Raw genomic sequence first — 22,354 nt, 5'->3', positions numbered from 1 at the left:
CAAGCTCTCGACTCCGCTCGAGCAGGGGGGACCCCCATGACGCCGCAGGGCCCGCCCTCCGGGCGGACGACGGGAATGTGACGACAGGACCTAGCGCCGTCCTTCGGATCAGGCCGGGGCCGGGAGGCTGCCCGTCGCCGGGTCCCGGCCGGTCAGGCAGTACGTGCCGCCGACCGGGTCCCGCATGACGGCCCAGCGGGCACCGTGGCCGACGAGCACGGCACCGAGCTGCTCGTGGTCGGCGCGTACCGCCTCGATGTCCGAGCAGGCGATGTCGAGGTGGGCGGAGGCGGGGCGGGCGGTGTCCAGGCGTTGCAGGAGGATGCGGAAGGGGAGCCCGGTGGGTGGCCTGAGCAGGTGGAACTCCGGGAGCGCGCCGGGGTGCGACTCCCACCCGGTCAGGGCGCTCCAGAAGGCGACTTCGGCCTCGAAGCGGGTGGGCGCCACGTCGAGGCACACCTGGTCGAGGCGGCTGGTCGCGCCGGTGGGCCCGGGGACGACCGGAGGCCGCGCCGACTCGCCGTGCCAACGGACCGCGCAGAACGGCTGGCCGCCGGGGGAGCGCAGGACGACCAGGTCCTCTTCGGTGGTGACGATCTCGGCGCCGAGCTGCCGGGCCGACTCCGCCAGTGCCCGTACGTCCTCGACGGCGAGGTCGAGATGGGCGCCGCCGTCGCCCGCGTCGATGCCCTGTGCCTTGACGCAAGCGTCGGTGCCGTCGGGCAGCAGGGTCACGAACTCGCCCTGCTCGCCGCGCGGTTCGGACAGCTTTGTCGCCGTGACCGCGGTCCAGAAGCCGCAGGCGCGATCGAAGTCGTTCATCGGCCGGTCGACGAAGGCATAGGTCCATCGAATGGGGTCGGCCATGGGTCGTTGCCCGCTCCCTCTCAGACGTCGTGTGCGGCTCGTACCGTCTCCTGCCCGATCAGCCCGCGCAACGATGTTTTCACCCGTGAGACGAAGGCCTCCCGTGCGTCGGGGGAGAGGGCGTCCAGGGACAGATACGGGTTCAGGTCCTCCAGCTCCACGAGGAGCAGCTCGCCGTCGGGGGCCCGGCAGGCGTCGACGCGCTGGATGCCGTACGCGATGTCGTTCCAGTCGACGAACCGCTGCGCGAACTCCCGGTCCCGCTCGGTCGGCTCGTACGGTTCCAGGGACCAGCGCTCGTCCGGGCGGGGGGCGTACAGGGCGTACTGGAAGGTGTGGTCGACGAAGTAGAAGGACACCTCGTAGCGGAAGTCGATGCGTGGCTGGACAAGGATGTTGTCGTACGACAGTTCGGGCAGCCGGTCGCGAGGTACGAACTCCAGGCCGATGGAGTCCGCGCCCATCCTGGGCTTCACGACGTAGGTGTCGACGTCCGGAAGCCGGTCGAGGTCGTCCGCGCGGTCGATGGTCGGGATGACCGGGAACCCCGCCGCGGTGAGGTCCAGCAGGTACCCCTTCCCCGCCATGTCCCCCTTGCCGGACAGCTGGTTGTACACGCGGACACCTTCCGTGACCGCCTGCTTCCGGAGCGCGTCGTACTCCGCCTGGTAGTGCAGCACGGGCCCGCTGTTCCGCACGACCACGGCGTCGAAGCCGGTCATCAGCGCGGCCGCGTCCAGGGGGTGGCACACGGCGAGGTCGAACTCCTCGCGCAGCCTGGAGGTGAGGAAGATGTCCTCGTCGCAGTACCGCCGCCCCTTGGCCGGGTAGGCCAGGTCACTGACGTAGAGGACGCGGGGGCGCGCGGACGGCATCGATGACTCCTCGAACTACAGGGCTACAGGGCTACGGGGCTACGGGATTGCTGGACTTCTGGGCTGCGTGACTTCAGACGTTCCATTCCACGGGCGACCCGCTCCCACGGAAGGCACGGACGTAGTCTCCCTCCCGTCGGCCGATGCGGGGGTGGCCGGGGTCAGACGGCGGGGCGTTCGGTGAAGCGGAGGAGGTTGCCTGCCGGGTCGCGGAAGGCGCAGTCGCGGACGCCGTACGCCTGGTCCATCGGCTCCTGGAGGACGTCGGCGCCGGAGGCGCGGACGCGTTCGTAGAGGGCGTCGCAGTCGGCGGTGGAGAAGATGACACCGCGCAGGATGCCCTTGGCGAGGAGCTCGGCCATGGCCTGTTTGTCGGCGGGGGAGATGTCCGGGCTCGCGGCGGGGGGCTCCAGGACGATCTGGACGTCCGGCTGGAGCGGGGAGCCGACCGTCACCCAGCGCATCCCCTCGAAGGCGACGTCACCCCGGACCTCCAGGCCGAGGACGTCACGGTAGAACGCGAGCGCTTTGTCATGGTCGTCCACGGCGATGAAGCACTGTGAGAGTTTCAGGTCCATGGCCCCACGCTAGAGGCGCGTACCCGGTTCCGCTTCCGGGTTTCGGTGGCGGGTCGGGCGGGTCAGGCGCTGGGCCACGCACGGCGGGATCGGGGCGCCGTGATCATGCGGCCGGGCCCGGTACGCGCTCGGGGTCTCGCCGACCAGCTCCGTGAAGCGGGAGCTGAACGAACCGAGCGACGTACAGCCCACGGCGAGGCAGACCTCCGTGACCGTCAGGTCGCCCCTCCGCAGCAGGGCCTTGGCCCGTTCTATTCGGCGGGTCATCAGATAGCTGTACGGCGTCTGCCCGTACGCCGCCCGGAAGCTCCGCTGGAAGTGCCCGGGTGACATCAGCGCCGTGCGCGCGAGCGCGGCGACGTCCAGCGGCTCCGCGTACTCGCGGTCCATCCGGTCGCGTGCCCGGCGCAGCCGGACCAGATCCTCCAGAGTCATTTCTTCAGGATGGCACGGCCCACTGACAGGGGCCGGTGGGTCAAGGCCGCGGGCGGGGCGCAGCCGCCCGACCGGGGGCGACGAGCAGGCCGGCGAGCAGTTGGAGGCGCTCGGCGTCGGGCCCGCCCTCCTCGGCGGTGAAGGCGATGAGCACGGGGCCGGTGGCGCCCGGCATCGGGTACGCGTCCCAGTCCAGGTTCAGCTCCCCGACCAGCGGGTGATGGACGCGCATCCGGCCGCGGGTGGTCTCCGCCACGTCGTGACGCGCCCACAGGCCCGCGAACTCGTCGCTGCGGACGGCGAGTTCACCGACCAGCTCGACGGCGCGCGGATGCCCCGGCTCGGCCGCGACCTGCGTCCGCAGCATCGCGACCAGCTCGGCGACGGTGGCGGCCCGCTCCGGGCACGTCCGGTCGGCCTCCGGGTGCAGCAGCAGCGACAGCAGATTGCGTTCGCTCCGCGGGCGCTGGGTGAACTCGCCGAGCAGGGCACCGGCGAGCGGGTTCCACGCCAGTACGTCCAGGAAGCGGCCGACGACCACGGAGGGCGAGGTCATCGTGCGCAGCAGCCGCAGGGTGGTGGGCGGCACCTCCTCGGGCGCGTGGTGGCGCGGGCGCCTGCTGGGCGTGCGCGCGGCGGCGGCGAGGCTGTGCAGATGCCGGGTCTCCTCGGCGGAGAAGCCGAGGGCGCGTGCGAGGGCGTCGAGGACCTGCTCGGACGGGCGTACGTCGCGGCCCTGCTCCATGCGCTGGTAGTAGTCCGAGCTGACCCCGGCCAGCAGAGCCAGTTCTTCGCGCCGCAGCCCGGCGACGCGCCGCCGCGGGCCGGGTTCCAGACCGACGTCCTGCGGTCGCAGCCGGGTGCGCCGAGTCCGGAGGAACTCGCCGAGTTCGTGCCGGGGGTCGTCGCTCACCGCGACGGGCGGGTCAGTCACGGCGCCAGTATGCCCGCGGCGCGGCCCGCGAGGGTGGGTCCGCCGGACCCAGGAAAAGGCGAACGACCGTGATGCCGCTGCCCGGTACCAGGATCGGAACCGCAACAGCCGACCGCGGAAGGGAACAGCGCCATGAAGGCCGCTCAGATCATGAGTTACGGCGACGCGGCGGACGTGCTGCGCGTCAACGACGTCGACCGACCCGCCCCGGGCGCGGGTGAAGTGCAGGTCCGTGTCGAGGCGTCCAGCGTGAACGGCCACGATGTGATGCTGCGCGCCGGGGAGTTGAAGATCGTGTCGGGCCGCAGGTTCCCGCTCGGGGTGGGCCTGGACTTCGCGGGGACCGTCGCCGCGACCGGCGTCGGCGTGGCGGGCCATCGGGTCGGGGACCGGGTGTGGGGCATGGTTCACCCTCGGCAGCGGCACACCGTCGGCGGGGCGGCCGAGTACGTCGTCGTCCCCGCGGACCGGCTCGCGTCCGCCCCTGCGACGCTCTCCGCGGCGGGCGCGGCCTCCCTGGTCGTCGCCGGTGCGACGGCGCTGATCGCGGTGCGGGACACCGTGCGCCTCGCGCCCGGAGAGAAGGTCCTGGTCCGCGGTGCGGCAGGCGGCGTCGGCACGGCCGCCGTCCAACTCGCGCACGCCCTGGGCTGCCACGTGACCGCACTGGCCCGCGCCCGTCACACCCCGGCCCTCGCCGACCTCGGCGCCGACGAGGTCCTCGACCACGGTTCCACCACCTCGGACCTGATCGGCCCCTTCGACGTGATCGTCGACACGGTCGGCACGGAACTGAACTGCTACCGGAGCCGGTTGGCCAAGGGGGGCCGGATGGTCACCGTCGGACTGTCGGCCCCCGCCCTGGCCGCGATCGCGGCATCCAGCGTGTACGGTGCCCGCCGCATCCGCACCTTCAGCGCCAACCCCGACGCCACCGTGCTGCGCGCCCTGGCCGACCACGTCACCTCGGGAGCGCTGCGCCCGGTGGTGGACAGCGTGTACCCATTCGCGGACATCACCGCGGCGCATCAGGCCTTCGAACGCGGCGGCGTCGTCGGCAAGCACGTGGTCGCCGTATCCGGATGAAGTCGGACGAACGAAGCCCTGACGAAGGGCGAACGAAGCCACGACGAACGAAGCCACGACGAACGAAGCCACGACGAACGAAGCCACGACGAACGAAGCCCCGACGAAAAAAGTCCGGCGAAAGAAGACCGGCGAAAGAAGACCGCACCCGGACCGTCATGGACGCCGTGTTCGGCGTCCCGCGGGCCGGGTGCGGGCAGCGGGACCGCCTGGCCGGAGAATCCGAACAGGTCGCGGGCCGAGCCGTATGACCAAAGGTCAGGCCTTCTTGGTCTCCCAGAAGATCTTGTCGATCTGGGCGATGTAGTCCAGCGCCTTCTGGCCCGTGGCCGGGTCCGTGGACGCCTTGGCGGCCGAGAGGGCCTTCAGGGTGTCGTTGACCAGCTGGTGCAGCTCCGGGTACTTCTCGAAGTGCGGGGGCTTGAAGTAGTCGCTCCAGAGCACCGACACGTGGTGCTTCGCGAGCTCGGCGCGCTGCTCCTTGATGACGGTGGCGCGAGCCTGGAAGTGCGGGTCGTCGTTGGCGGCCATCTTTTCCTGGACGGCCTTCACCGACTCCGCCTCGATGCGGGCCTGGGCCGGGTCGTACACACCGCAGGGCAGGTCGCAGTGCGCGCTGACCTTGACCTTGGGGGCAAACAGGCGGGAGAGCATTGAGCTGTCCTTCCTCGTGATCGTCTTCTCAGGTGGGACATTACTCCGTAGGAGACGTCTTTTCTCGAGTGCCCCCATGGGCTTAGGACAAAAGTCCAGGGTGAGACTGGGACTGGTGGAGGATGGACCGGGGAGGTGCCGGTGATGCCGGAGCTGTCGCAGGAGACCGAGCGTGGGAGGGCCGTGCTGCCGTTCGGGGCGGCCGAGGTGACGGGGCCCTCCATGGTGCCCACGCTCCAGCACGGAGATCGGCTCGTCGTGCAGTACGGGGCTCGGGTCAGGGCCGGTGACGTGGTCGTTCTGCGCCATCCGTTCCAGCAGGACCTGCTGGTCGTGAAGCGGATCGCGGAGCGGCGCGAGGGGGGTTGGTGGGTGCTCGGGGACAACGCCTACGCGGGTGGGGACAGCACCGACTACGGGACCGTGCCCGAGGACCTCGTCCTGGGAAAGGTGCGATTCCGCTACCGGCCCCATCTGACGGGTCAGCGCTCGCCGTTCGCACTCGTCCGCTGGGCGCTCGGCGCCGCCAGGCCCGTGCTCTCCGACCGGTCGGCCTCCAGGCGTTTGCGGGCCCGGTAGGCGGCCACGTTGGCGCGGGTCGCGCAGCGGTCCGAGCAGTAGCGCCGGGAGCGGTTCGTCGACGTGTCCAGGTACGCGTTGCGGCAGGGGGCCGCCTCGCAGAGGCCGAGGCGGTCCACGCCGTACGCGGTGAGGTGGAAGGCGAGTCCCATGGCGGCGATCGCCGCGTAGCCCGCGGTGGCGTTCGACGGGTGGTCCGCCAGGTGCATGTGCCACAGCGGGCGCCCGTCGTCGTCCCGGTGGTCGTGCCCGGAGATCTGCGGGCTGACGGGGAACTCCAGGAGGAGTGAGTTCAGCAGGTCCACGGACAGGGTCTCGTCGCCGCCGTCGGCCGCCTCGAAGACGGCGCGCAGCCGGGCGCGGACCGACCGGAAGCGGGTGACGTCCGCGTCCGTGGCGCGGCGGGCCGCGGAGGAGTTCCCTCCGAAGAGGTCCCGGACCGCCTCGACCGAGGTGAGCGAGTCCTTGCCCCGGGTCGGCTCCTCGGTGTTGACGAGGCGTACCGCGTAATCCGAGTAATAGGCCAGTTCCACTTGTAGTCCTTACGGAGGCGCTCTATCGTCGTGCGTGCGGTCAGGTAACGGCTGATTGCGCTTCCAGGGTATTACGCGGGCGAGTGAAGGCGAACGGAGAAGGGACTTCCATGACCGTCGGCACCGGAATCGACAGCGACGAGATCCACGGCAACGGAACCGACTGGCACGCCTGGCAGGAGAGCTGGGACCGGCAACAGGAGTGGTACATGCCGGACCGCGAGGAGCGCTTCCGGGTGATGCTCGACATGGTCGAGGCCCTGGTCGGCCCGGAGCCGCGCGTCCTCGACCTGGCCTGCGGCACCGGCACCATCACGGCGCGGCTCCTCGACCGCTTCCCGAAGGCCACCAGCACCGGCGTTGACCTCGACCCGGCGCTGCTCACCATCGCCGAGGGAACCTTCGCGGGCGACGAGAGAGTCTCCTTCGTCACGGCCGACCTCAAGGACCCGCACTGGGCGACCCGGCTGCCGTACGACTCGTACGACGCCGTCCTGACCGCCACCGCCCTCCACTGGCTGCACAGCGAACCCCTCGCGGTCCTCTACGGTCAGGTCGCGCAGCTCGTCCGCGACGGCGGCGTCTTCATGAACGCCGACCACATGATCGACGAGTCCACGCCCCGGATCAACGCGGCCGAGCGCGCTCAGCGACACGCCCGGATGGACCAGGCCAAGGCGCGCGGGGTGCTCGACTGGGCCGCATGGTGGGAGCTGGCGGCCCAGGACCCCGCCCTCGCCGCGCCGACCGCCCGCCGATTCGAGATCTACGGGGAGCACGCCGACGGCGACATGCCGTCCGTCGACTGGCACACGCGCGTGCTGCGCGAAAAGGGCTTCGGGGAGGCGCGGGCGGTGTGGCGGTCGCCGTCCGACGCGCTGGTGCTGGCGGTGAAGTAGACAGGCCGCGGGGGTCCGGACGAAGAATCCGGGCGCGAACCGCACGAAGAAGGGGCGGTACGGGAATCCCGTACCGCCCCTTTCCTCTTGTCCGTGGCTCAGAGCACCTTGGACAGGAACGACTGCGTCCGCTCGTGCTGCGGGTTCGTCAGTACGTCACGCGGGTGGCCGGACTCGACCACCACACCGCCGTCCATGAAGACCAGCGAGTCGCCCACCTCGCGGGCGAAGCCCATCTCATGGGTGACGACGATCATCGTCATGCCGGACTCGGCGAGGTCGCGCATGACGTCGAGGACGTCACCGACCAGCTCCGGGTCGAGCGCCGAGGTCGGCTCGTCGAAGAGCATCAGCTTCGGGTCCATCGCCAGCGCGCGGGCGATGGCGACACGCTGCTGCTGACCGCCGGAGAGCTGCGAGGGGTAGTTGGCCGCCTTGTCGGCCAGGCCGACGCGCTCCAGGAGCTGCTCCGCACGCGCCCGGGCCTGGGTCCTGCTGATCCCCTTGACCTGGACCGGGGCCTCCATGACGTTCTCGAGCGCCGTCATGTGCGGGAACAGGTTGAAGCGCTGGAAGACCATGCCGATGTCCCGGCGCTTCAGCGCGACCTCGCTGTCCTTGAGCTCGTACAGCTTGTCGCCCTTCTGGCGGTAGCCGACCAGCTCCCCGTCGACGGACAGCCGGCCGGCGTTGATCTTCTCCAGGTGGTTGATGCACCTCAGGAAGGTCGACTTGCCGGAGCCGGAGGGGCCGATGAGGCAGAAGACCTCGCCGGGCCTGACCTCCAGGTCGATGCCCTTGAGGACCTCGACCGCGCCGAAGGACTTGTGGACGCCTTCGGACTTCACCATCGGCGTACCGGAGGAGATGTCTTTGGTGGTTTCGTTCTCGGTCATGCCGCCGCTCCCTGACGGTTCGACAGGGACGTCAGATTGGCCTTGATCTTCTGCCACGGGGTGGGCGGCAGCTGACGGCTCGAACCGCGGGCGTAGTACCGCTCGACGTAGTACTGGCCCACGCTCAGGACCGAGGTCATGATCAGGTACCAGGCGGCGGCCAGGAAGAGCATCTCCACCGGGGCGCCGGAGGTCTGTCCGATGTCCTGGGCGTACCGCAGGAGTTCGTAGTACTGCACCGCCGACACGAGGGAGGTCGTCTTGAGCATGTTGATGACCTCGTTGCCCGTGGGCGGCACGATCACGCGCATCGCCTGCGGGATGATGATCCGCCGCAGCGTCTTGCCGTGGCTCATGCCCAGCGCGTGCGAGGCCTCGGTCTGGCCCTCGTCGACCGAGAGCAGACCGGCACGGCAGATCTCGGCCATGTACGCGGCCTCGTTCAGGCCCAGGCCCAGCAGCGCCGTCAGGAACGGCGTCATGAAGCTGGACCAGTAGTCCTTGTAGATCGGCCCGAGGTTGATGTACTCGAAGACCAGACCCAGGTTGAACCAGACGAACAGCTGGACGAGGACCGGGGTGCCGCGGAAGAACCAGATGTAGAACCACGCGATGGACGAGGTCACGGGGTTCTTCGACAGGCGCATCACCGCGAGCAGGATGCCGCCGAGGATGCCGATCGCCATCGAGAGCACCGTCAGCAGCAGCGTCTGGCCGACGCCCTTGATGATGCGGTGGTCGAAGAAGTAGTCCGGTACGGCATGCCAGTTGATCTTGCCCTGGCCGAACGCGTAGATGATCGCGACGAGCACGGCGATCGCGATGACGGCCGAGAGATACCGTCCGTAGTGCCGGACGGGGATGGCCTTGATGGCCTCCGGCCCGGCCGGAGGAGTGTCCTCCGGCCCTGCCGTCTTGTCGATGTCAACAGTCACGGGTGTTGTTGCCTTTCAGTGCCCGCTCGCGCCCGCGGTCACTTTCCTCCGTTGACCGCGGCCGTCTTGACGGCGCCGGCCTCGACGCCCCACTTCGCTATCACCTTGTCGTACTCGCCGTTCTTGATGATCGCGTCGAGCGCGGCCTGCAGTGCGTCGCGGAGCTGCGTGTTGGACTTGGCGACCGCGATGCCGTACGGCGCCGCCTCGACCTGCTCGCCGACGAGCTCGAAGTCCTTGCCGCCGCCCGAGGTCTTCACCGCGTACGCGGCGACCGGGAAGTCCGAGGAACCGGCGTCGGCGCCACCGGCGCGCACCCGGGTCTGGGCCTGCTGGTCGTTGTCGTACGACTCGATGGCGATCTTCTTGCCGCCCGTGCACTTCTTCGACTCGGACTTGGCGAGGTCCTCCGAGACCGTGCCGCGCTGCACCGCGATCTTCTTGCCACAGAGGTCGGCCCAGGTCTTGATGTTCTGGGTCTTGCCCTTGGGGGTGTAGATCGAGACACCCGCGGTGAAGTAGTCGACGAAGTCGACGCCCTCGCCGACCTTCTTGCCGGTGTCGGCGTCGACACCGTTCTGGCGGTCCGCGGTGTCCGTCATCGCGGACATCGCCATGTCGTACCGCTTGGAGCGCAGACCCGTGATCAGGGTGTCGAAGGTGCCGTTCTGGAACTCGAACTTCACGCCGAGCTGCTTGCCCATCGCGTCCGCCAGGTCGGGGTCGATACCCACGGTGTTGCCGGAGCTGTCCTTGAACTCGACCGGCGCGTACGCGATGTCCGAGCCGACCTTGATGACACCCGCGTCACGGATCGACGCGGGCAGCTTGGAGGCCAGCGGAGCTGAGGCGGCGCTCGAGGAAGAGCTGTTGGAGTCCTTCTTGGTCTGGTCGCCGCAGCCGGTGAGGACCAGGGCCCCGGCGACCGCGATCGCGCCGACCGCTGCTATCCGGGACTGCGCGGCGGTCGTACGACGGGTGGTGCTTGCGGTCATGGTGGGTGCCTCCGGCGGATGAGGGAGTTGCCGATGGGTCGACGAGAACACACACCTTTGGGTGTCGCGACCTCGTGTGATGACGGCATCTTGCCATTCGGACTGCGCGCTTCAGGGGACTCGCTATGTCAAAATCGGATAACGGGTGACCCCCGAACCGCCACGGACGGCTCCATCAGGGCCGGACCTTGTGCGGGAATCCCTCCTTCCGGCCGGAAGATCTTCGGCGCATCTCACGATGCGGGCCGGCACTACGCCGCACTTGTGGTGTCCTGAGGTCATGTCTCGGACTTGTCCACATATCCAGGTATGAGTCATGTCACCGGCGTGTGAGCTTCGCGGTATGGACTCGTCGCCGACCTGGTCCGTCCGGTAAGAAGGTTCTTTACACCCCTCATCCGGGGCTCAGGGCGCGTGTGCGGCGCGCCCGTCGCGTATCCGCCCGTACGCAACCACGGCGGCAGGATTACGCGGTGCCCGCCCACCCCTCAACCAGGAGTGGTCACCCTCAAACAATGAAGACTTAAGGGGTAAAACAAAGTGGCAGCGGAGATCGTCAATCCTCGCAGCGACAGCAGTACTGGTCTTGAAGGCGACGTGGAGCCGGTCAATTCCGCCGGCTCCGTCGACACCGTCGGTTCCGCCGGCTCCGTCGACTCCCTCGACTTCGACCCTGCCTTTGCGCTGCACCGTGGCGGCAAGATGGCCGTGCAGGCCACCGTGCCCGTCCGTGACAAGGACGACCTGTCCCTGGCGTACACGCCCGGCGTGGCGAAGGTGTGCAGCGCCATCGCCGAGCAGCCCGAGCTCGTCCACGACTACACGTGGAAGTCGTCCGTCGTCGCTGTGGTGACGGACGGCACGGCGGTGCTGGGACTCGGTGACATCGGCCCGGAGGCCTCCCTTCCCGTGATGGAGGGCAAGGCCATTCTGTTCAAGCAGTTCGGCGGGGTGGATGCCGTGCCGATCGCGCTGGACTGCACGGGCGTCGACGAGATCGTGGAGACCGTGGTCCGGCTCGCTCCCTCGTTCGGGGGCGTCAACCTGGAGGACATCTCGGCACCGCGGTGCTTCGAGATCGAGCGCAAGCTCCAGGAGCGGCTGGACATTCCCGTCTTCCACGACGACCAGCACGGGACCGCGATCGTGACGCTGGCCGCGCTGCGGAATGCCGCGAAGCTGACCGGGCGGACGCTGGGTGATCTGCGTGCGGTGATCTCGGGGGCGGGGGCGGCCGGGGTCGCCATCGCCAAGTTCCTGCTGGAGGCGGGGATCGGTGACGTCGCGGTCGCGGACCGCAAGGGCATCGTCTCCGCGGACCGGGAGGACCTGACCGACGTCAAGCGGGAGCTCGCCGGGATCACCAACAAGGCGGGGCTCACGGGGTCGCTGGAGTCGGCGCTCGCGGGTGCGGACGTCTTCATCGGCGTGTCCGGGGGTACGGTGCCGGAGCCGGCGGTGGCGTCGATGGCCGAGGGGGCCTTCGTCTTCGCCATGGCCAACCCGAATCCCGAGGTGCACCCCGAGATCGCCCACAAGTACGCGGCCGTGGTCGCCACCGGGCGGTCGGACTTCCCGAACCAGATCAACAACGTGCTGGCGTTTCCCGGGATCTTCGCGGGGGCGTTGCAGGTGCGGGCGTCTCGGATCACCGAGGGGATGAAGATCGCGGCGGCGGAGGCGTTGGCTGCGGTCGTCGGGGACGATCTTGCCGCGGATTATGTGATTCCTTCGCCGTTCGATGAGCGGGTGGCTCCTGCGGTTACCGCGGCGGTGGCTGCGGCTGCTCGGGCCGAGGGTGTTGCCCGCCGCTGACGCGGCCGCGTGATTCCAGGGCCTCGCCGGGTTGCTCCCGGCGGGGCCCTGTTTCTGTCCCGGATTGGTCCGTACGGGTCCCCTTTCCTTCGCCCCCGCCGCCCCTACCCGTCCCATCCCCAGGGGCTCCGCCCCTTCGACCCCGCAGGGGCAGAGCCCCTGGACCCCGGGCGGGGGGGGCCTGCGGGGGGAGGGGGGCTGCGCCCCGCCTCGGACCCCCGCCAGGGGCTGCGCCGCTGGGACCCCCGCGGGGCTGTGCCCCTGACCCTGGCGGGGCTGCGCGCCCGGATCTCTCCGGTGGGGCTGCGCGCCTGGGCCTCTGTGGGGCTGCGTCCTGGTCCTCCGGTGGGGCTTCGCCCCCGGACCTCCGCAGGGCCGCGCCCGCGCTCCGGTAAGGCTTCGCCCCTTGGCCTCTGCGGGACTTCGCCCTCGAGCCGCGCCAGGGGCTGCGCCCCCGCTCACCCCGCGGGCCTCCGCCCCTGCTCACCCCGGGCCTTCGCCCCCATCACCCCCGCGGGCCTCCGCCCCCCATCACCCCCGAGGGCCTCCGCCCTCATCACCCCCGAGGGGCCCGCCCCTGGGCCCTCGGCGGGGCTCCGCTTCCCGCCGCCCTTGGCGGGGCTCCGCCCTGGGCCCCCGGCAGGGCTCCGCCCCGGTCCGGAAGTCGGCGGTTGCTTCTGGGGGTGGGTGGGGTGGGGTCGGTGTGACGTGGGGCGTGAGGGTGGCGGGACGTGTGTCACAGGGGGACGTGGTTCCGCCGGGCGGGGGCGGAGCCTATCGTCAAGGTCATGTTCGCTGCCTACGCCGCCCGCATTGACCGTGACCAGCCGCTCACCGGCCTGGAGTTGGGGGAGCGCCCGGCCCCCGAGCAGAGGCCGGGCTGGACCACCGTGAACGTCAGGGCCGCGTCCCTGAACCACCATGACCTCTGGTCCCTGCGCGGCGTCGGTCTCTCCGAGGACAAGCTGCCGATGATCCTCGGATGCGACGCGGCCGGCGTCGACGAGGACGGCAACGAAGTCGTGCTGCACTCGGTCATCGGACAGACGGGGCACGGGGTCGGCCCGAAGGAGCCCCGTTCCATCCTCACCGAGCGCTACCAGGGCACGTTCGCCGAACAGGTCTCCGTCCCGACGTGGAACGTCATTCCCAAGCCCAAGGAACTCTCCTTCGAGGAGGCCGCCTGTCTGCCGACCGCGTGGCTGACGGCCTACCGCATGCTGTTCACCAACGCCGGAGTACGGCCCGGCGACTCCGTCCTCGTCCAGGGCGCCGGCGGCGGCGTGGCGACCGCCGCGATCGTGCTCGGCAAGGCCGCTGGCCTTCGGGTCTTCGCCACCAGTCGCGACGAGGCCAAGCGCAAGCGGGCCGTCGAGCTGGGGGCCGTGGAGGCCCTGGAGTCCGGCGCACGGCTGCCGCAGCGCGTGGACGCGGTCATCGAGACGGTCGGCGCGGCCACCTGGTCGCACAGCATCAAGTCGCTGCGGCCCGGCGGCACACTGGTCATCTCGGGCGCGACGAGCGGCGACCGCCCCTCGCACGCCGAGCTCACCCGCGTCTTCTTCCTGGAACTCAAGATCGTCGGTTCCACGATGGGCACCAAGGACGAGCTGGAGGATCTGCTGTCCTTCTGCGCCGCCACGGGTGTGCGACCCGTCATCGACGAGGTGCTTCCGCTGGACCGGGCCCGGGAAGGGTTCGAGCGACTGGCGGCGGGCGATCAGTTCGGGAAGATCGTTCTCACGGTGGGATGAGCGTGAGGGTGAGTATGAGGGTGGGGGATTGAGGGATTCCTCGGCCGTTCGGGCCGGGGTGCAGTGCGGGGCGGTCGCGGCGGGCTCGGGAGATTTCGGGCCCGCCGTTTCGCGTACCGGATGTCAACTGGGGTTGACAGGCGCCCTGATGTCAACTTAGATTGACAGCATGACCGAAGCAACGGATCTCGCCGAGCGTGCGGGTGATCGCGATCCGCGGATCGGACTGCGGGCGGTCTCCGCGCTGCGGAGGCTGCTGGAGCAGTTGGAAGCGGTGCAGGTGTGCAGCGCGCGCAATCAGGGCTGGTCGTGGCAGGAGATCGCCGCGGAACTCGGAGTGAGCAGGCAGGCCGTGCACAAGAAGTACGGGAGGCAGTGATGTTCGAGCGATTCACGAAGGACGCCCGGGCCGTGGTCGAGGGAGCGGTCGGACACGCCGAACGCACGGGTGCCGAGGCGGTGGACGAGGAGCACATGCTTCTCGCCCTCCTCGACCGGGAGGGCAGCCGTGGCTCGTTCGCGCTGGCCTCGCTCGGTGCGGCCGGTCGTCGCGACTCGATGGAACGGGCGCTTGCCGAGGCGCGCCGGCGGGGTGGGCTCTCCCGCGCTGACACGGAGGCGCTCTCCGGGCTCGGGATCGACCTCTCGGAGATCGTCTTCCGGGTGGAAGAGGCCCACGGGGTCGGGGTGCTGGGATCGGGGAACCGCGGTGGTGGCGGGCGACGGTCCTGGCGTCGGCCGTTCGCCCCGGGGGCCAAGGACGTGCTGACGCGGTCCCTTCGTGCGGCGCTCGCCCGTCATGACCGGCACATCGGCGACGAGCATCTGCTGATGGCCCTGACCGCTCGGCCCGGTGTGCCGGCGGAGGTGCTGGCCGACCACGGGGTCACCTATGAGGCGGTCACGCGCGTGCTGTACGGCGGCGGGGAGGCCAAGGCGGGGTGAGCGGTCGGAGCCGGGGGCTTCTATCGGGAGCCCCCGGCCGAAGCCCAGGGGATCCGCCACGGACCTCGAAGAGCCCCGGGCGACGCTGGGCGTCAGCTCCTCGGCGTGCGCAACGCGGCCCCGATGTGCGCCGCCGCCGTCGACAAGTGACCGCGGGCCGCACGGAGTTGGTCCTCCGTCACCCCGTGGTCGCGGGCCGCGTCGCGGATGTCGTCGCGGAAGCGGTCCAGGAGACGTTCGAGGTCACGGGCGGGGTCGCCGGTGGAGTCCTCGTGGGCCCAGGAGGGTGCGTAGTCGGCGGGGAAGTCCTCCGGGGTGTCCGTGTACTCGGCGTACTCGGGCTTCGCCGACCCGGTGGCCGCCGCGCCCGCGCGGCCGAAGCCGAAGTCCTTACCGAAGTCCTTGCCGAAGGTCTTCCCGAAGTCGCCGAATTCCTTGGCCAGTTCGCTGAGGCCCTCACGGACCCCGTTCGGCCAGTCGCCGCGCGCGAAGCGGTCCTGGACCTGCTCCTGGACCCGCTTGGCCATGCGCTGCATCTCGTCCTGCGCTTCCTTGGCCTGGCGCCGCGCGCGCTGCGCCTCGTCGCGGGCCCGGCGGCTCTCGTCCTTCGCGCGCCGGTTCTGTTCCTTCCACTCCTGCTTGACCCGCCGCATCTCCTCCTTCGCGACCCGCCACGACTCCTTGTCGTGGGAGTCCCCGAAGTCGCCCGCGGGACCTTCGTGCTCTCCGGCGCCGGTGCCGCTCTTGCCGCTGCGCCTCGCCTCGGAGGCCGCCGCCCGCATCTCTCGGCGCAGATCGCCCGCCGCGCCCCGCACATCGGCGCGGATCTCCGCGGCGAGCTCCGCGACCGACTCGCGGATCTCCAGCTCCAGGTCGGCCAGTTCGCCACTGCGGTCGGCCAGTTCGGCGCGGCCCGCGTCCGTGATCGCGTACACCTTGCGGCCGCCCTCGGTCGTGTGGGTGACCAGCCCTTCCGCCTCCAGCTTCGCCAGCCGGGGGTAGACGGTGCCCGCCGAGGGTGCGTACAACCCCTGGAAGCGCTCCTCCAGGAGCCGGATCACCTCGTACCCGTGGCGTGGGGCCTCGTCCAGCAGCTTCAGCAGGTAGAGGCGCAGGCGGCCGTGGGCGAAGACGGGAGGCATGTCAGAGCACCTTCTTGTCGGTCGGGGTCTCCGGGGAGGCGGACGACCCGTCCTCGTGGGGCTCGTCCTCCGTCGTCGGCCTGCGGAGCATGGCGATGGAACCGGAGACGGTCACCGCCTTCAACTTGCCGTTGCCCGCGCCCAGTCGGCCGGTGATCTTCTTGGCACCCCACTGGCCGCTGACCCGGAGGTCCTCGAAGGCGCTGGAGACCGTGCCGCTGGCGGTGTTGGCCTCCACCTCGGCGTCCGCGGGGTGCGGGAGGCGGATCGCGATCTCCCCCGAGACGTTCGACAGTTGGACGTCGGTGGGGGTGCCCGTGGGGTCGAGATCCACGATCATCGAGCCGCTCACCGATTCGGCGCGCACGGAGCAGCCCGAGGCCTCGACCACGGTCAGATCGCCGGAGACGGAGTGGAAACGGAGGTCGCCGGCGACGGCCTGGGCCTCCAGGCTCCCGGAGACGGTGTCCACGCGGACGGGGCCGGCGATCCGTACGAGAGTCGTGTCGCCCGTGACGCCCTTGACCTCCACCCGGCTCTCCATCCCGGAGACCACGGCGGCGGCGCCGACGACGCCCACCTCGACGGGGGTGTCGGCCGGGACGGCCAGTGTGACGACGGCGCTGCGGCGCCAGCCCTTGCGGTCGAGCCACTTGAGGAAGCCCTTCCAGGGCAGGTCCTCATACGCCACGGTGAGAGTGCCGTCCTGCTGCGTCACGAGCAGTGGGGGGCCCTCCAGCTCGGAAACCTCGAGGCGGGCGGAACCCTCGTCGGTCCCCACGACGTTCACCGTTCCGTTGACGACACGCACATGAAGTGCCGTCACGGGGTCGTCGAAGGTGAGCTTCCTCGGCTCTGCGACGGACCACTCGGACATGGTGCAGACCTCCCAACGACCCGACCAGACCGGACGCGTCTGGACTCGACGTAATCTGGACTCGACGCGCCATATCGCGTCTTGCGCTATTCACGATATATCGCGGATGCGGAAAGTCAAGGCACTCGTTTGGGGGAAGTGGGGCCCTCGCGATCGGGGCTTGCGGGTGAGTAGCGGGGACTTGACGGGCAAAACAGGCAATTCGAGTCGTGGTCGATCTACGGTGTGCCCATGCCCACGACGCCCGACTCGTCCCAGGCCAAGGCCGCCGGCGCCCTGCTGCTCTGCCGGGCAGGGCACGAGTCCGTCGGCCTGGCCGCCCAGCTGTTGCGGGAGCGGATGCTGCTCACCGGGGCGGGCCCCGAGTGGAGCGTGCTCGTTCCCGAGGGGGAGCCCTGGCTGCACGGCGCCGAGCCCGTCGACCGCGTGGTCGCGGGGTGGGCCACCGCCCTGGCCGTCAGCGCCCCCTGGCCCGTACTGGCCCTGTGGTGGGACGCGGACCGCAGCGGGCTCACCCTCGCGGCGGGCTTCCGGCGCAGTGTGGGCTACGAATGGCTGGCGAACGGCACCCCGGTCGGTGAGGACGAGGCGATGCGCACCTTCGCCACGCGGCTCGGCCTCGACCCGGTCCTCGACATGCAGGCGCTCGACCCGCTGACCAGGCCGGTGTCCGGGGCGGACGCCCGCGCGCGCCTGCGGGGACTGCTCGCCGTCCTCACGCGCGCGGGGGTGCTGCTGCCGGCCGGGCTCGGCCCCGGGGAGCCGGCCGACCGGCTCCTCGAGGTGGCCCGGATCCAGCCCGGTGCCGAGCAGATCGAGTGGAACGGGTGGCGTGCGGCGGTCCGGGCGGAGCTGGAGGCGGTGGAAGGCGCCGGGGCGGGTTCCTGGCTGCGCGGGCGCCGGGCCCGTGTCCTCGCGACCGGGCAGCTGGCCGCCGGGCTGCCGCTCACCGTGTGGGGCGTACGGCGCCACAGTGCCGGCTGGATCGTCGCGGGGACGCTCCTGATGCTCCACGGGGCGCTCGGCCTCGCGTACGACCGGCTGCGCGCCTTCGACTGACGCCCACCCGCTCTCGACGCCGGGGGCCTACTCCTCGTCGTCCTCGTCGTCCAGCCGCGCCAGCCACGTCGCCAGCCGCTCCACCGGCACCTCGAAGTCCGGATTGAGGTCGACGAACGTACGCAGCTGCTCGGCGAGCCACTCGAAGGTGACCTCCTCCTCGCCGCGCCGCTTCTCCAGTTCCTCGATGCCACGGTCGGTGAAGTACATGGATGGTGCTCCGTCGCTGAAAGTGAAGGGGAACGCTGAGAAAAGGATAAGTGGGCCCACGGGGCGCCCGGAGGGCCTCGAACCCCGTATCACCGCCGGAACGGTGGCACAGGGAAGGGCCCGGCCTCCGGTGTTCTCGGAGGCCGGGCCCTTCACCGGACTTGAGTGGATCGAGGGCTACGCCTCGAACACCTCACGCACCAGCTGCTCCTGCTCGGCCTGGTGCCGCTTCGCGGAGCCCACGGCCGGGGACGAGCCGGCCGGGCGGGAGATGCGGCGCAGCCGCTCGGCACCCGGGATGTCGGCGCCGACGGCCAGGTCCAGGTGGTCGATCAGGTTGAGCGCGATGAAGGGCCACGCGCCCTGGTTCGCCGGCTCCTCCTGGGCCCACAGGTACTTCTCGGCGTTCGGGTACTTGGCGATCTCCGCCTGGAGCTCGGCACCCGCGAGCGGGTACAGGCGCTCGATGCGGATGATCGCCGTGTCCGTGACGCCGCGCTTCTGCCGCTCGGCCTCGAGGTCGTAGTACAGCTTGCCGGCGCAGAAGACGACCTTGCGGACCGCCGTGGCCTCGACCGAGTCGTCGCCGATGACGGGGCGGAAGGCACCCGTGGTGAACTCCTCCGTCTTCGACGCGGCGGCCTTGAGTCGCAGCATCGACTTCGGGGTGAAGACCACCAGCGGCTTGTGGTGCGGGTTGTGCACCTGCCACCGCAGGAGGTGGAAGTAGTTCGACGGGAGCGTCGGCTGGGCGACCGTCATGTTGTTCTGCGCGCACAGCTGGAGGAAGCGCTCGATGCGGGCCGAGGAGTGGTCCGGGCCCTGGCCCTCGTAGCCGTGGGGGAGGAGGAGCGTGACGCCGGACGTCTGGCCCCACTTCTGCTCCGCGGCCGAGATGTACTCGTCGACGACCGTCTGCGCGCCGTTGACGAAGTCGCCGAACTGCGCCTCCCACATCACGAGGGCGTCCGGGCGGGCCAGCGAGTAGCCGTACTCGAAGCCCATGACCGCGTACTCGGAGAGCAGGGAGTCGTAGACGTTGTAGCGCGCCTGGTCGTCGGAGAGGTACTGGAGCGGGGTGAAGTCCTCGCCCGTGACCCGGTCGATCAGGACCGCGTGGCGCTGGCCGAAGGTGCCGCGGCGGGAGTCCTGACCCGACAGCCGGACCGGGGTGCCCTCCAGGAGGAGGGAGCCGATGGCGAGGGTCTCGCCCATGCCCCAGTCGATCGTGCCGTCCTCGATCATCGCCGCCCGGCGCTGCAGCTGCGGCAGCAGACGCGGGTGGACGGTGACGTTGTCGGGGATGTTGACCTGGGACTCGGCGATCCGCTTGACGACCTCCTGGGAGACCGCGGTCTGCACGGCCACCGGGAACTGCGCCTGCGGGTCCGAGATCTGCACCTCGGCCCCCTGCGAGACGGCCTCGCGGACCTCGGTGAAGACCTTCTCCAGCTGGCCCTGGAAGTCCTGCAGCGCCTGCTCGGCCTCTTCGAGGGTGATGTCGCCGCGGCCGATCAGGGACTCGGTGTAGAGCTTGCGCACCGAGCGCTTCTTGTCGATCAGGTCGTACATGAGCGGCTGCGTGAACGCCGGGTTGTCCGACTCGTTGTGCCCGCGACGGCGGTAGCAGATGAGGTCGATCACGACGTCCTTGTTGAACGCCTGGCGGAACTCGAAGGCCAGACGAGCGACGCGGACGACGGCCTCGGGGTCGTCGCCGTTCACGTGGAAGATCGGCGCCTCGATCATGCGGGCCACGTCGGTGGCGTACATGGAGGAGCGCGAGGACTCCGGGGCGGCGGTGAAGCCGACCTGGTTGTTGATGACGATGTGGACCGTGCCGCCGGTGCGGTAGCCGCGCAACTGCGACATGTTCAGCGTCTCGGCGACCACACCCTGGCCCGCGAAGGCCGCGTCACCGTGCAGGGCGACCGGCAGGACGGTGAAGTCCGTGCCGCCCTTGTTGATGATGTCCTGCTTGGCGCGGGCGATGCCCTCGATGACCGGGTCGACCGTCTCCAGGTGGGAGGGGTTGGCGGCCAGCGAGACCTTGATCTGCTCGCCGTCCAGGCCGGTGAAGGTGCCCTGGGCGCCCAGGTGGTACTTCACGTCGCCGGAGCCGTGCATCGACTTCGGGTCGAGGTTGCCCTCGAACTCGCGGAAGATCTGCGCGTACGACTTGCCGACGATGTTGGCGAGGACGTTCAGGCGGCCGCGGTGGGCCATGCCGATGACGACCTCGTCCAGGCGGGACTCCGCGGCGCTGTCGATGACGGCGTCGAGGAGCGGGATGACGGACTCGCCGCCCTCCAGGGAGAAGCGCTTCTGGCCGACGTACTTCGTCTGCAGGAAGGTCTCGAAGGCCTCCGCCGCGTTCAGGCGGCGCAGGATGCGCAGCTGCTCCTCGCGCTCCGGCTTGGAGTGCGGGCGCTCGACGCGGTCCTGGATCCACTTGCGCTGCTTCGGGTCCTGGATGTGCATGAACTCGATGCCGGTGGTGCGGCAGTACGAGTCGCGCAGTACGCCGAGGATGTCGCGCAGCTTCATCATCGACTTGCCGGAGAAGCCGCCGACCGCGAACTCGCGCTCCAGGTCCCACAGGGTGAGGCCGTGCTCGGTGATGTCGAGGTCGGGGTGCTTGCGCTGGCGGTACTCCAGCGGGTCGGTGTCGGCCATGACGTGGCCGCGGACCCGGTAGGAGTGGATCAGCTCGAAGACACGGGCGGCCTTCGTGACGTCGTCATCGTGGCTGGCGTCGATGTCCTTGAGCCAGCGGACCGGCTCGTAGGGGATGCGCAGGGCCTCGAAGATCTCGTCGAAGAAGCCGTTCTCGCCGAGGAGGAGGTTCGCGACGATGCGGAGGAACTCGCCGGAGGCGGCGCCCTGGATCACCCGGTGGTCGTAGGTCGACGTGAGCGTCATGACCTTCGAGATGCCGAGCTTGTTCAGGGTGTCCTGGGAGGTGCCCTGGAACTCCGCCGGGTAGTCCATGGAGCCGACGCCCATGATGACCGACTGGCCGGGCATCAGGCGGGGGACGGAGTGGACGGTGCCGAGGCCGCCGGGGTTGGTCAGGGAGACCGTGACACCGGTGAAGTCGTCCATCGTCAGCTTGCCGTCGCGGGCGCGGCGGACGATGTCCTCGTAGGCCTGCCAGAACTCGAAGAAGTTCAGCGTCTCGGCCTTCTTGATGCCGGCGACGACGAGCTGGCGGTCGCCGTTCGGCTTCACCAGGTCGATGGCGAGGCCGAAGTTGACGTGCGCGGGCTTGACGAGGGTCGGCTTCCCGTCCTTCTCCGCGTAGTGCCAGTTCATCGACGGCATGGCCTTGATGGCCTGCACCATCGCGTAGCCGATGAGGTGGGTGAAGGAGATCTTCCCGCCCCGGGCGCGCTTCAGGTGGTTGTTGATGACGATGCGGTTGTCGAAGAGCAGCTTCACCGGGACCGCGCGCACGGACGTGGCCGTGGGCAGCTCCAGGGAGGCGTTCATGTTCTTCGCGACGGCACCGGCGGGACCACGCAGCGTCACGTACTCGGGACCCGCGGGGGCCTCGGTCGCGGGCTCGGCCTTCGGCTTCGCGGCGGCCGGAGCGGCCTTCACGGGAGCCGGGGCGGCGGCAGCGGGCTTCGGCGCCGCCGGAGCGGCCGCGGGAGCGGCGGCCTGGGCGGGCGCAGGAGCCGCAGGAGCGGCCTGGGCCGGGGCCGCGGGCGCCGAGGGCGCGGCAGGGGCTGCCGGAGCGGCAGGCGCGGCCTGAGGCGTTGCTGACGGGGTGGTGGTCCCTGCGGCCCCCGCGGCCGCAGTACCCGCCGAAGCCGAGGCGGCAGGGGCCCCCGGCTTGTAGTCGGCGAAGAAGTCCCACCAGGCTCGGTCTACCGAATTCGGGTCCTGGAGGTACTGCTGATAGATCTCGTCGACGAGCCACTCGTTCGCACCGAACGCGGCCGCGGGGTTCTTCCCGGCGGCTTGGTCATCGGTCGAGATGCTCGAGTTACTGGGGGACTGTGGCGACACGGCGGCAACCGCCCTCTTCCGCTTCACAAGGTGATGGACAGCGGGAATTAAGGCTACGCCCCCATGGCCGAGAAGGTCAGGCCGGGCCGGTCCAACGTCGTGTAAGTCACATCGGAAAGCGTGTTTCGGGGAGGGAAATGGCGGGAAACAAGCGGGGTTTCGGTCCGGAATGGGTACGTCGACTCAGGGTCGCGGTACGACTCACACGGCCCTGTGCCTGATCACACGTGTCCACGAGCACGGGACGACGGTGGATCTTGTGGCTCCGGTTC

At 70.1% G+C, this 22,354-nt stretch carries 22 protein-coding genes; 8 read left to right on the top strand and 14 right to left on the bottom strand.

The genetic code is table 11. The features are described from left to right. Window positions 1–108 precede the first annotated feature (108 nt). From ACFVWD_RS36510 to ACFVWD_RS36490, 5 genes are all read right to left on the bottom strand, one after another. Window positions 109–867: a VOC family protein gene (locus tag ACFVWD_RS36510; protein WP_389602351.1), complete on the bottom strand. Its 759-nt coding sequence runs from the start codon at window positions 865–867 to the stop codon at window positions 109–111. Window positions 868–887: 20 nt separating this feature from the next. Further along, entirely contained in the window at window positions 888–1,742 is an 855-nt protein-coding gene (locus ACFVWD_RS36505; protein ID WP_389602350.1) for a hypothetical protein, read from the bottom strand. A 161-nt stretch (window positions 1,743–1,903) separates the two neighbouring features. Then, the gene (locus ACFVWD_RS36500; RefSeq protein WP_389602349.1) at window positions 1,904–2,320 is read right to left on the bottom strand and encodes a VOC family protein; all 417 of its coding nucleotides are present in this window, start codon (window positions 2,318–2,320) and stop codon (window positions 1,904–1,906) included. Window positions 2,321–2,329: 9 nt separating this feature from the next. Continuing rightward, window positions 2,330–2,755, bottom strand: coding sequence for a helix-turn-helix transcriptional regulator (locus ACFVWD_RS36495; protein WP_389602348.1), 426 nt, complete (start codon window positions 2,753–2,755; stop codon window positions 2,330–2,332). Window positions 2,756–2,795: 40 nt separating this feature from the next. After that, window positions 2,796–3,689: a helix-turn-helix transcriptional regulator gene (locus ACFVWD_RS36490; RefSeq protein WP_389602347.1), complete on the bottom strand. Its 894-nt coding sequence runs from the start codon at window positions 3,687–3,689 to the stop codon at window positions 2,796–2,798. Between the two features lie 132 nt (window positions 3,690–3,821). On the opposite strand from ACFVWD_RS36490, the gene ACFVWD_RS36485 reads away from it, so the two are divergent. After that, a complete protein-coding gene (locus ACFVWD_RS36485) occupies window positions 3,822–4,775 on the top strand; it encodes an NAD(P)-dependent alcohol dehydrogenase (RefSeq protein WP_389602346.1) in 954 nt (317 codons plus the stop codon). Between the two features lie 258 nt (window positions 4,776–5,033). Here the strand turns inward: ACFVWD_RS36485 and sodN are convergent, their stop codons facing one another. After that, window positions 5,034–5,429, bottom strand: a complete 396-nt coding sequence (sodN, locus tag ACFVWD_RS36480; RefSeq protein WP_020136639.1) for a superoxide dismutase, Ni — start codon at window positions 5,427–5,429, stop codon at window positions 5,034–5,036. Between the two features lie 144 nt (window positions 5,430–5,573). On the opposite strand from sodN, the gene sodX reads away from it, so the two are divergent. Continuing rightward, window positions 5,574–6,008 (top strand): nickel-type superoxide dismutase maturation protease, encoded by a 435-nt coding sequence (gene sodX, locus ACFVWD_RS36475; RefSeq protein WP_389602345.1) that lies wholly within the window; start codon window positions 5,574–5,576, stop codon window positions 6,006–6,008. Here sodX and ACFVWD_RS36470 read toward each other — a convergent pair. After that, the gene (locus tag ACFVWD_RS36470; protein ID WP_389602344.1) at window positions 5,912–6,541 is read right to left on the bottom strand and encodes a CGNR zinc finger domain-containing protein; all 630 of its coding nucleotides are present in this window, start codon (window positions 6,539–6,541) and stop codon (window positions 5,912–5,914) included. The genes sodX and ACFVWD_RS36470 overlap by 97 nt on opposite strands. Before the next feature lie 110 nt (window positions 6,542–6,651). Here ACFVWD_RS36470 and ACFVWD_RS36465 point away from each other — a divergent pair, with 110 nt between their 5' ends. Continuing rightward, on the top strand, window positions 6,652–7,440 hold the full coding sequence (locus tag ACFVWD_RS36465; RefSeq protein ID WP_389602343.1) for a class I SAM-dependent methyltransferase: 789 nt from the start codon (window positions 6,652–6,654) through the stop codon (window positions 7,438–7,440). A 98-nt stretch (window positions 7,441–7,538) separates the two neighbouring features. Here ACFVWD_RS36465 and ACFVWD_RS36460 read toward each other — a convergent pair whose 3' ends face one another. From ACFVWD_RS36460 to ACFVWD_RS36450, 3 genes are read right to left on the bottom strand one after another with little or no spacing between them, the layout of a single operon-like run. After that, the gene (locus ACFVWD_RS36460; protein WP_389602342.1) at window positions 7,539–8,336 is read right to left on the bottom strand and encodes an amino acid ABC transporter ATP-binding protein; all 798 of its coding nucleotides are present in this window, start codon (window positions 8,334–8,336) and stop codon (window positions 7,539–7,541) included. Then, on the bottom strand, window positions 8,333–9,271 hold the full coding sequence (locus ACFVWD_RS36455; RefSeq protein WP_384911372.1) for an amino acid ABC transporter permease: 939 nt from the start codon (window positions 9,269–9,271) through the stop codon (window positions 8,333–8,335). Before ACFVWD_RS36455 ends, ACFVWD_RS36460 begins: the two co-directional genes overlap by 4 nt. Window positions 9,272–9,309: 38 nt before the next feature. Continuing rightward, complete coding sequence (locus ACFVWD_RS36450; protein WP_389602341.1) at window positions 9,310–10,266, bottom strand: ABC transporter substrate-binding protein; 957 nt, start codon at window positions 10,264–10,266, stop codon at window positions 9,310–9,312. Window positions 10,267–10,806: 540 nt separating this feature from the next. Here ACFVWD_RS36450 and ACFVWD_RS36445 point away from each other — a divergent pair. The 4 genes from ACFVWD_RS36445 to ACFVWD_RS36430 all read left to right on the top strand — a co-directional run bounded on the left by ACFVWD_RS36445 (window position 10,807) and on the right by ACFVWD_RS36430 (window position 14,780). Continuing rightward, window positions 10,807–12,081: an NADP-dependent malic enzyme gene (locus ACFVWD_RS36445; protein WP_389602340.1), complete on the top strand. Its 1,275-nt coding sequence runs from the start codon at window positions 10,807–10,809 to the stop codon at window positions 12,079–12,081. Window positions 12,082–12,869: 788 nt separating this feature from the next. Beyond that, entirely contained in the window at window positions 12,870–13,835 is a 966-nt protein-coding gene (locus ACFVWD_RS36440; protein WP_168511106.1) for a zinc-binding dehydrogenase, read from the top strand. Window positions 13,836–14,004: 169 nt separating this feature from the next. Continuing rightward, on the top strand, window positions 14,005–14,214 hold the full coding sequence (locus ACFVWD_RS36435) for a helix-turn-helix domain-containing protein (protein WP_389602339.1): 210 nt from the start codon (window positions 14,005–14,007) through the stop codon (window positions 14,212–14,214). Then, window positions 14,214–14,780 carry a Clp protease N-terminal domain-containing protein gene (locus ACFVWD_RS36430; RefSeq protein ID WP_389602338.1) on the top strand — a complete coding sequence of 189 codons (567 nt, stop codon included), beginning with the start codon at window positions 14,214–14,216 and terminating at the stop codon, window positions 14,778–14,780. The genes ACFVWD_RS36435 and ACFVWD_RS36430 overlap by 1 nt, the downstream gene beginning before the upstream one ends. Before the next feature lie 92 nt (window positions 14,781–14,872). Here the strand turns inward: ACFVWD_RS36430 and ACFVWD_RS36425 are convergent, their stop codons facing one another. Together ACFVWD_RS36425 and ACFVWD_RS36420 are read right to left on the bottom strand one after the other, a co-directional pair. Then, window positions 14,873–15,922 carry a helix-turn-helix transcriptional regulator gene (locus tag ACFVWD_RS36425; RefSeq protein ID WP_389602337.1) on the bottom strand — a complete coding sequence of 350 codons (1,050 nt, stop codon included), beginning with the start codon at window positions 15,920–15,922 and terminating at the stop codon, window positions 14,873–14,875. A gap of 1 nt (window position 15,923) precedes the next feature. Then, complete coding sequence (locus ACFVWD_RS36420; protein WP_389602336.1) at window positions 15,924–16,799, bottom strand: DUF4097 domain-containing protein; 876 nt, start codon at window positions 16,797–16,799, stop codon at window positions 15,924–15,926. Window positions 16,800–17,030: 231 nt separating this feature from the next. Here ACFVWD_RS36420 and ACFVWD_RS36415 point away from each other — a divergent pair, with 231 nt between their 5' ends. After that, window positions 17,031–17,858, top strand: a complete 828-nt coding sequence (locus ACFVWD_RS36415; protein WP_389602335.1) for a hypothetical protein — start codon at window positions 17,031–17,033, stop codon at window positions 17,856–17,858. 27 nt (window positions 17,859–17,885) lie between these two features. Here ACFVWD_RS36415 and ACFVWD_RS36410 read toward each other — a convergent pair whose 3' ends face one another. Then, window positions 17,886–18,068: a DUF6104 family protein gene (locus ACFVWD_RS36410; RefSeq protein ID WP_005312030.1), complete on the bottom strand. Its 183-nt coding sequence runs from the start codon at window positions 18,066–18,068 to the stop codon at window positions 17,886–17,888. A 177-nt stretch (window positions 18,069–18,245) separates the two neighbouring features. After that, complete coding sequence (locus tag ACFVWD_RS36405; RefSeq protein ID WP_389602334.1) at window positions 18,246–22,082, bottom strand: multifunctional oxoglutarate decarboxylase/oxoglutarate dehydrogenase thiamine pyrophosphate-binding subunit/dihydrolipoyllysine-residue succinyltransferase subunit; 3,837 nt, start codon at window positions 22,080–22,082, stop codon at window positions 18,246–18,248. Between the last annotated feature and the right edge of the window lie 272 nt (window positions 22,083–22,354).

The organism is Streptomyces sp. NPDC058086, from assembly GCF_042885015.1.
Classification (GTDB): Bacteria; Actinomycetota; Actinomycetes; order Streptomycetales; family Streptomycetaceae; genus Streptomyces.
This window is presented reverse-complemented; position numbering and strand designations above follow the sequence as displayed.

What these genes read in the sequence shown, in the direction of transcription:
- ACFVWD_RS36500 (WP_389602349.1), bottom strand. Translation starts at nt 2,320, where the DNA reads ATGGACCTGAAACTCTCACAGTGCTTCATCGCCGTGGACGACCATGAC.
- ACFVWD_RS36460 (WP_389602342.1), bottom strand. Translation starts at nt 8,336, where the DNA reads ATGACCGAGAACGAAACCACCAAAGACATCTCCTCCGGTACGCCGATG.
- sodX (WP_389602345.1), top strand. Translation starts at nt 5,574, where the DNA reads ATGCCGGAGCTGTCGCAGGAGACCGAGCGTGGGAGGGCCGTGCTGCCG.
- ACFVWD_RS36435 (WP_389602339.1), top strand. Translation starts at nt 14,005, where the DNA reads ATGACCGAAGCAACGGATCTCGCCGAGCGTGCGGGTGATCGCGATCCG.
- ACFVWD_RS36430 (WP_389602338.1), top strand. Translation starts at nt 14,214, where the DNA reads ATGTTCGAGCGATTCACGAAGGACGCCCGGGCCGTGGTCGAGGGAGCG.
- ACFVWD_RS36485 (WP_389602346.1), top strand. Translation starts at nt 3,822, where the DNA reads ATGAAGGCCGCTCAGATCATGAGTTACGGCGACGCGGCGGACGTGCTG.
- sodN (WP_020136639.1), bottom strand. Translation starts at nt 5,429, where the DNA reads ATGCTCTCCCGCCTGTTTGCCCCCAAGGTCAAGGTCAGCGCGCACTGC.
- ACFVWD_RS36450 (WP_389602341.1), bottom strand. Translation starts at nt 10,266, where the DNA reads ATGACCGCAAGCACCACCCGTCGTACGACCGCCGCGCAGTCCCGGATA.
- ACFVWD_RS36425 (WP_389602337.1), bottom strand. Translation starts at nt 15,922, where the DNA reads ATGCCTCCCGTCTTCGCCCACGGCCGCCTGCGCCTCTACCTGCTGAAG.
- ACFVWD_RS36465 (WP_389602343.1), top strand. Translation starts at nt 6,652, where the DNA reads ATGACCGTCGGCACCGGAATCGACAGCGACGAGATCCACGGCAACGGA.
- ACFVWD_RS36415 (WP_389602335.1), top strand. Translation starts at nt 17,031, where the DNA reads ATGCCCACGACGCCCGACTCGTCCCAGGCCAAGGCCGCCGGCGCCCTG.
- ACFVWD_RS36420 (WP_389602336.1), bottom strand. Translation starts at nt 16,799, where the DNA reads ATGTCCGAGTGGTCCGTCGCAGAGCCGAGGAAGCTCACCTTCGACGAC.
- ACFVWD_RS36510 (WP_389602351.1), bottom strand. Translation starts at nt 867, where the DNA reads ATGGCCGACCCCATTCGATGGACCTATGCCTTCGTCGACCGGCCGATG.
- ACFVWD_RS36505 (WP_389602350.1), bottom strand. Translation starts at nt 1,742, where the DNA reads ATGCCGTCCGCGCGCCCCCGCGTCCTCTACGTCAGTGACCTGGCCTAC.
- ACFVWD_RS36410 (WP_005312030.1), bottom strand. Translation starts at nt 18,068, where the DNA reads ATGTACTTCACCGACCGTGGCATCGAGGAACTGGAGAAGCGGCGCGGC.
- ACFVWD_RS36440 (WP_168511106.1), top strand. Translation starts at nt 12,870, where the DNA reads ATGTTCGCTGCCTACGCCGCCCGCATTGACCGTGACCAGCCGCTCACC.
- ACFVWD_RS36495 (WP_389602348.1), bottom strand. Translation starts at nt 2,755, where the DNA reads ATGACTCTGGAGGATCTGGTCCGGCTGCGCCGGGCACGCGACCGGATG.